This is a genomic window from Clostridiales bacterium (genome assembly GCA_030016385.1).
In the GTDB taxonomy this organism is placed as follows: Bacteria; Bacillota; Clostridia; order Clostridiales; family Oxobacteraceae; genus JASEJN01.
Genome location: JASEJN010000024.1, coordinates 36964 through 45478, shown reverse-complemented (window position 1 = coordinate 45478; position 8515 = coordinate 36964). Strand labels below are relative to the sequence as shown.

The window sequence follows — 8515 nt, the reverse complement described above, 5'->3', positions numbered from 1 at the left end:
ATTACCATAATATTCCTTAATACCCTAAATAATCAGTTAGCACAACAGATTAATTTATATTTTGAAGGAGGGATTTAATGTCTGCACAACCGGTTATACAAATCAGAAACCTCAAAAAAAGCATAGGAAAAAAACAAATTATAAATGGCATTTCATTTGATGTATATGGAGGCGAAGTCTTTGGTTTTCTAGGCCCGAACGGTGCCGGAAAAACTACCACCATCCGTATGCTGTTGGGGCTTATGTCCATCACTGAGGGCGAAATATTCATCAAGGGCTACAGCATAAAAAAAGATTTTGAAAAAGCCATAGCAAATGTCGGTGGAATTGTTGAAAATCCCGACATGTATAAGCATCTTTCAGGATACAAAAATCTTGTCCATTATGCAAGGATGTATCCTAAAATAGGCAAGCAAAGGATCGATGAAGTCATCCGGCTTGTAGGACTTGAGAACAGGATAAATGATAAGGTAAAAACCTATTCTCTTGGAATGCGTCAAAGATTAGGACTCGCCCAGGCCATGCTTAACTCTCCATCCTTGCTTGTGCTGGATGAGCCTACGAACGGTCTTGACCCTGCCGGCATTCACGAGTTCAGAAACCATTTAAGAAATCTTGCAAAAAAAGAAAACACAGCCGTATTTGTGTCCAGCCACATACTCTCGGAGATGGAGCTTATGTGTGACAGAGTAGCAATCATCCAAAATGGAAAACTTATAAAAATACAAACTCTAAATGAAATGTTGGATAATAAGGCAGATGAAGCTGTAACACTAACTGTAGAACCTGTCGATAAAGCCAGAGAATGCATAGAAAGTTTAAATGTGAACTATAAACCTGTTGTAAAAGATAACAAGATCAAAATATCCATTAAATATGAAAATATCCCGGATATTGTTGAAAAATTGGTACAGGCTAAGGTAAGGATATATGGCATCAATAAATCTGCAGGGAACCTCGAAAGCAAGTTTCTTGAAGCGACAGGAGGTAATAAGATTGCATAATATGATTAATCTGGTGCGAAATGAAAATATGAAATTATACGGGCGTTTGAGCACATGGGTCATGATGGCATTTCTTATAATATTGATTATATTGACGGGGTTTATCACCTCGTTTACGGCAAATCGCACATCGAACGATAATTGGAGAGAAGAATTGGAAAAAGAAAATGAATCCCTTAAGAGCACCGTCTCCAGTATGCCGGATGTCGAAACATCAAAAGAGCAATATGCAAATACAATCAAAATCAATGAATACAGGTTGGAGCACAATATTCCACCTACGCAGACTACCAGTTTATGGGGATTTATGAGCTCGGCAGCAGGTCTTATATCCGTTATTTCTCTATTTACGATTGTAATAGGTGGAGGAATGGTTTCAACAGAATTTTCCGAAGGGACAATCAAGCTGCTTCTTATACGCCCTTCAAGCAGATGGAAAATACTCTTATCAAAATATATTTCAACACTCCTTGCGACATTATTTATGCTTGCAATACTTTTCATCATTTCATTTATCGTCGGAGGTATATTATTTGGATTTACCGGAATATCCGAGCCATATTTACGTTATATCAACGGAAATGTAAGAGAGGTAAGCATGGTGGGTTATGTCTTCAGTCTTTATGGATATAACTGTGTAGACCTTATTATGATGGCAACATTTGCATTTATGATATCTACAGTATTCCGTAACAGTTCCTTAGCTATAGGCCTTGCAATTTTCCTCATGTTTACAGGGAGTACCCTTGTAATGGCTCTTAGCAAGTATAACTGGGTAAAATACATATTATTTGCAAACACAAATTTAAAGATGTATGCCGAAGGCGCCCCGATCATTAAAGGCATGACACTTGGATTTTCAATAACAGTACTTATCATATATTATATATTATTCAATGCGATCTCATGGATCGGTTTTTCAAAGAGAGACATTACTGCGTAATTTCAACATACAAAAGGGTACAAAGGGATTGCTGCTTGATTCAAGCCGCAATCCCTTTGTACATTTGTAGAAGCGGGGACGGTTAACAAATTTGGGCTATGGTTTAGGGTGAATATTCTTCAAATAATTTATATACACATGCGGAAATCATAGTTGAAGGCAATATAATGGATATAAGCTATTTCGATTTCAATACTGTGACTTATACAAAAGCCCACCTGTATGATGTATAAATGTTTTTATGTATTCTCTTTTTTTGGTATAATTATTATCGGGTGATTTAACTTGAATAAATACAATATTTTTAATACTGAAATAGACTCTATCGATCTAAAATGCTTAGTTGTCAGCAAAGGTGTCAAAGTTGCAAAAGAAGTTTATAAAAAATTTACAAAGACAAATCGTTTGGGAATAAATCCCTTGATGTGTAATTGTATGATACTGTCTGATGGAACAATCGTGCAGCTTACTGATATGGGTTTTCACTTGAAGTATCTCACAGGTATTTTATCATGGGATAATTTAAAACTTTTAAAATATGCTTCTGAACTGGAAACTCCGTTTTCCCTGAAGATATTCAACAGTAAACCGGCATTATATTATAAGGATATTTTTTTAGATTTCGTGAGCTTTCCACCCAAAAGTGATTTTTATTTTCAAAAGACATCTTTAGGGTTACCTTTTATAGGCAACGCAGTTTTACAAGGTGTGGATTGGGTTGCTTTTCAATGTTTGTGGCCTTGTGAGTACGCATTTGCTGGGAAACCGTGTGAATTTTGTTTTTCCGGAGGTTATTTTGAAACACTTGCCAGAAAGAAAAAGCCGCTGCCTAAACCCGTAAATCCTGCTGATATGGCAGAGATCGTGAAATATGCTGTTGAAAATGTAGGTTGTAATAGTATTCAAATCACTGGTGGTTCAACTTTTGATTCACAAAAAGAGCACTCTTATATTGCCTCGTATTTAGAAGCTATTAACAAATATGTTGGCCGGGAAAATATCAAAGGTGATATTTTGCTCTATATTACTCCGCCGAAAGATTTGTCTATAATAGATGAATACTTTAAGCTTGGCGCAAGTAAAATTGCTTGCAGCCTTGAACTGTGGGATGAAGAGCTTGCTAAAAAAGTTACACCCGGCAAGATCGATTTAACAACCCGTAAAAGACACTTAGAAGCATTAGAATACATCAGTAGAAATTACGGCGTTGGAAAAGCATTTTCAAACTTTGTTATCGGGATTGAGGGATTTGAAACCCTTAAAGAAGGCGCAACATATCTTGCGGAGCGTGGCATAATTCCAACTGCATCAGTATGGATGCCGATGGGCAGACCTGTTAATAATACCATGCAGACTCCAGGAATTGAATATTATAAAAAAGTCAAAAATCTTTTTGCAGAGCTTTATCAAAAGTACAATCTTGAGCCATCAAGATGTCGCGGACTGAATGTCTGCATAGAGCGGGATATTTGGAACTATGCGCATATAAACATATAGGATCTTTATAGAGCAGGCAAAAAATTAATTTAGCCAAAAGCTGATCTGATAAACAAAGTTTGGTATGCTATATGAGAAAAGTATAACATACCAAATTTTGTTCTGGCTGTTTTTTTATAAAGTAGAAATATGACGCTCTTCTGTTTCTTCATATGTGCTTGTCCATCCATAACTGCAATAACCGCATTTATATGTTACGGTCTTGATTCTTTTCCATATGTATGAATGTCCTGTATAGTACCAGTCTGTATAACTTGATGTGTTAAATATATGATCAATTCCGCACTCGGGGCAAAGAACTAATCTATGGGAAATAATTTGCTGTTCGTTTGCATTGTTGAGTGTTACATTTTTTGACTGTGTGGTGAACGTGCTAAGTGTATATGTTTTTGCATATGAGACTGTACTAAAGCTGAGAGTTAAAATTAATACTACGAGAAGCGATAAAAGAGATTTAGACTTTTTCGTTATATCACCTCCACATATTATATATTTTACATAATTTTAGCATAACATTATTATTATTTCAATATTTCCTAGATTTTCGATGTATTATATAATCAATAACTTTTTAAATAATTGGTTAATAAAACTTCAAGTTCTTTCATTTTAAGATCAGCAAGTTCTTTAGTCGAGTAATTATTGCTTATGCCTTTGATAAACTCGCAGCCCAAATAATATCCTACATCACTATATCCTCTAAAATTAACCCAATCACCGAAAAAACATTGTGTATTTATATTGTTTTGTATTCTATGAAGATATTCCCTGCATATTTCGTCATGATTATCTTCACACCATTTTAGCCAACCATTTTTATTTTGATGATAAATTATATCACTTTTATGGCAGATTATGGAATATAGCAGATATTTAGATATTTCATTAGTTTAATGCAATTGCAATTTAGCGAAACTTAAAAAAATCAAGCATGAGGCTAAGCATTAACTTGTCCCAAGCTTTGCCCTCAATATAATCCTCTTTTCCGAATTGGTAGCTGAGATACATGTTACAAGAGTCAATGCACTATATCCGGTATTGTGCGTCACAGACCAATCATTTTTAGCGACTATAAATATCTTCTCTACTTTATACACATATTTTTTGCCGCTAAGAGTAAGTATTATTTCATCATCCTTATTGAGCTTGTCAATTGCTTTGAACCACCTATCCCTGTGGGCTGCTATACATACATTCCCACCTGTTACATTCGGAAGGGGGCTTATTTCAAACAGAGCGGGCCCGAGCTTAAGATCTTTAGTTGTAGTCCCATTTATCACACCGGCATGTATGCCAAGTTTTGGTATATCTATAGTCATCATGCCGCTTTTATATTCTCCTCTTTTGATGACTTTAGAATCGTAATCATTCAACAATAACCTGTTTACATTCTTCGAGTTTGGAGAAGTATCCTCACTATCTACTGCCTGCCTACTTTCGGCTGCTTTCACATTCCTCTTAAGTGTTACATTTTGATATATCCAAGGCTTTAGTATCAAATACATGGAAAAAACAATAACGGACACCCCTGCTATAATAAGCAGAATATCGATATGCCTTTTACTCCAGGTTACGATTTTCACACGACCGCCTCCTAAAATAGGGACGGTTAACAATTTTATCTATAACTTTGATAGATGCGAAATATTTGTTAACCGTCCCTTCAACAACAACTCCAAAACTTTAACTTCTACTTTCTACTCCTATTCAATTGTTCATTTTACTTTTGGCTTAATTGGTTCTTTTTTTTAGTTTAATGTTTAAACATAATCCTGTTGCCAAAAGAAGTATACCTAATACAACATATAAACCCGCATTTGACGAGCTACTTGTTTTGGGCAGATCCTGCTGATTATTGTTTTGTTGATTGCCGTTTTGCTGATTATTGCTCGGAGGATTGTTGCTAGGTGGGTTGTTATTTTCAACCTGACCGATTGTGAATCCTTTAAAACCTGTAGCATCTACTCTTCCCGTGATGTCGACGAGGACGGTATTTATTGCATCATTATAACTTGCGTCTATGCCCGATTTATAAATCGCATCGAGATTTACTTTTGAACTGTCATTATTTAAAAGATCTGCCTTTGTATATACATAGTCTTTGTTATTTACAGTCAATTTCAATGAATTTGCATCGTATGTCCCGCCATAATACTTTGCTATCAATGCCGGATCAATATATGCTTTATTGTTTACAACAGTTACATTATATCCTTCCTGCAACGTGCCTGCTATTGCAAGCTGTGTATTCTCGCTCCTATTTATTTTTAAAGCCGTACTGTTTGCGGGGTTGTCTTTATCTATTGTAAGGGTATCTATTAATGTAGGTGTTGAATAATTCGATGTATTATACTTGTAAGACTTTATTGAAAGTTTACCACCGTCAATATCGACCACTTCATATGTTGGGCTATCCTGAGCATCTATGAATGCAGCATCCCAAACCTTTTTATTAAGGTCTGTATAAGATTTGTTTCCGCTTCTTCCAGTAACATAATAAACTGTACCTTTGGAATAATCTGTATAATATTTCCCTCCGTTTATAGGATAAGTCCTTGCAACTCCATGATCATGCCCGTTTAATACAATATCTACATGATGTTTTTCAACTATCGGCGTGAATATATCCTTTACCGCCGGGTTGTTTCTTGTCTTCTTAATATAATATGGAGTCTTATGGAATGAAACTATCGTCCATTTCTGGCTGTTCTTTGCAAGATCATTATCCAGCCACTGAGCCTGTGCTTTAAGGAATGAATCGTCATTTGGAGCTTCTTCATCTTCCTGGCTGTCAAGCACTACAAAATGAGTATTCCCATAATTAAATGAATAAGTCTGCCCTTTGAAGCCATAAGGCCCATTGCTTGGAACACTGAACTGGTTTATAAAGTACACAGGCTTTGTAGAACCGTCATTAGGTACATATGTTTCATGATTGCCCTGCACAGGCATTTCCGGTATATTATCTATTACTCCCTTTGCAGCTGCAAACCAATTGTTCCAATGCTGATAACTTTGTCCTTGCTCTATCAGGTCGCCAAGGCTTATTACGAAGCTAGCGTCCTTGTTCTGGGCAAACGCCTTTTGTACCGTATCATGCCACGGCGAATATATAGGCTTTGCTGCATTTCCGCTCTGTGAATCCCCAAATACTATAAATTTAAATTTATTTGTATTGCTTGCTTCAGTCTTAAAAGTGTTTATCTCACTGAAATTTTGTCCGCTGCCTACTTTGTATTCATATGTTGTTCCCGGTTTGAGTCCGGTTACTGTCACCCTGAAAATGTTAACAGTTGCTTTAGGTGGATTATCTGCGTCAATTGTTGTCAATGGACTTTTTGTCGCCACAGCTTCTTTGAAACTTGAGCTTCCTTTCTCTCTATACTGTACTTCGCCGGTTTCAACTGTTCCTATGGTTCTCCATGTTATGGATTGGGTTATGGTTGGATCACCTGTCCATGAAAGCACGATATGATCGGGTGTTGCAGATGAATTGAGGTTTGCATCAATTTCCGTCTGATCATAAATCGATGCCGCGTTAGCTTTGCTTGAAAATATCAAAGGAAATACCAAAACCAAGGCTAAACATAAAGATACTATTTTCCTTCGCATTCTAATAATTCACTCCTTTACAATTTTTATACCTTTATTCTAAATGCCATTTGTTAAGTTCTTTGGAATTTATATTAAGGACTCTTTAAAAATACATAAATTCCGTTTTAAAACAGTGGGGACGGTTAACAACTTTTTGCACCTTTCTGTTAATTGTGCTAGTTTTGTTAACCGTCCCCATTATCAACAAGCACAAAAATTGCGGCTTAAATCGAGCCGCAATTTTTGTGCTTGTGCTTTAACCCTTTATTCATCTGTACTTTTATCTATCTTGAACCACACATGACCTAGGCCATGAATAGGTGTGTATATAAATTATTTCCCGCCGAAATATCTTTTCAGCAATCCTTCAAACGCTGCGCCATGCCTTGCTTCATCTTTGCACATTTCGTGTACGGTATCGTGTACAGCATCATATCCAAGCTGTTTTGCCCTCGTTGCAAGATCCTTTTTGCCCTTGCATGCGCCACGCTCTGCCTCAACCCTTATTTCGAGATTCTTCTTTGTATCGGGAAATACGACATCTCCTAAAAGTTCTGCAAATCTTGATGCATGATTTGCTTCCTCATAAGCAACCCTCTTATATGTTTCAGCGACTTCGGGATAACCTTCCCTGTCAGCCTGCCTGCTCATTGCAAGGTACATTCCAACTTCCGAGCATTCTCCTGTGAAATTAGCCTTTAATCCATCAACAACTTCCGGATCCAATCCCTTTGCAACGCCTATTTTATGTTCATCAGCCCATTTTGAACCTTCATCATCTGTCTTTTCAACAAACTTGCTTGCGGGTGCGCCACACTGCGGGCACTTCTCAGGCGGCTTTTCTCCATAATATACATAACCGCATACTGAACATACAAACTTTTTCATGATAGATTCCTCCCAAAATTAAAGATTATTTTTAAGGCATTCTTTGCAAATACCTTTGAAGTAAATATGCTTTTCTTTTACCTGAAATCCGTCCAACCCCTGAACCTTCATTCCTGATATGTCCACACTTACATCATAGATCTTTCCACATTGCTGACATTTAAAGTGCCCATGGACGCTGGTATCGGCATCATACCTCGTTTCATTCTCTTCGATAACGATGACCTGCGTTATCCCTTTCTGTACAAATAAATTCAAAGTGTTATATATTGTTGTCTTTGAAAGCGTAGGTATCTCATCTGAAAGCGCCTTATATATCTCATCGACTGTCGGATGACTTCTGTATTTCAATAGATATTCAAGCACTTTTGTCCTGAGTATCGACGGCTTGATACCGTGCCCTCTTAAATATTCCTGAATATTCAGCTTTGAAGGGTTCATCGGTTGTCCTTCTTCCATGTTAATAATTGATTACTGTAATCACTACAACTATGTTTTAATTTCTATTCTGTATCGATTACAATTTTATTATAATTACACTATTGTAATTTGTCAATAGTTTTTTCAAAAATCTTTTTGTTTTGTAGAA

General features: G+C 36.5%; 7 protein-coding genes. 3 read left to right on the top strand and 4 right to left on the bottom strand.

Translation table 11 applies throughout. The annotated features are described in order from the left end of the window. Positions 1–77: 77 nt before the first annotated feature. The 3 genes from QME45_07505 (at position 78) to QME45_07495 (ending at position 3444) form a co-directional block, all read left to right on the top strand. Positions 78–1004 carry an ABC transporter ATP-binding protein gene (locus tag QME45_07505; GenBank protein ID MDI6618507.1) on the top strand — a complete coding sequence of 309 codons (927 nt, stop codon included), beginning with the start codon at positions 78–80 and terminating at the stop codon, positions 1002–1004. 1 nt (position 1005) lies between these two features. Further along, complete coding sequence (locus QME45_07500; protein MDI6618506.1) at positions 1006–1947, top strand: DUF2705 family protein; 942 nt, start codon at positions 1006–1008, stop codon at positions 1945–1947. Between the two features lie 285 nt (positions 1948–2232). Beyond that, positions 2233–3444, top strand: coding sequence for a radical SAM protein (locus QME45_07495; GenBank protein ID MDI6618505.1), 1212 nt, complete (start codon positions 2233–2235; stop codon positions 3442–3444). 944 nt (positions 3445–4388) lie between these two features. Here QME45_07495 and QME45_07490 read toward each other — a convergent pair. The 4 genes from QME45_07490 to QME45_07475 all read right to left on the bottom strand — a co-directional run bounded on the left by QME45_07490 (position 4389) and on the right by QME45_07475 (position 8367). Further along, positions 4389–5027, bottom strand: a complete 639-nt coding sequence (locus tag QME45_07490) for a class D sortase (GenBank protein MDI6618504.1) — start codon at positions 5025–5027, stop codon at positions 4389–4391. Positions 5028–5175: 148 nt separating this feature from the next. After that, on the bottom strand, positions 5176–7056 hold the full coding sequence (locus QME45_07485; GenBank protein MDI6618503.1) for a metallophosphoesterase family protein: 1881 nt from the start codon (positions 7054–7056) through the stop codon (positions 5176–5178). 315 nt (positions 7057–7371) lie between these two features. Next, complete coding sequence (locus QME45_07480; protein MDI6618502.1) at positions 7372–7926, bottom strand: NADH peroxidase; 555 nt, start codon at positions 7924–7926, stop codon at positions 7372–7374. A gap of 18 nt (positions 7927–7944) precedes the next feature. Then, a complete protein-coding gene (locus tag QME45_07475) occupies positions 7945–8367 on the bottom strand; it encodes a Fur family transcriptional regulator (GenBank protein ID MDI6618501.1) in 423 nt (140 codons plus the stop codon). Positions 8368–8515: the final 148 nt, after the last annotated feature.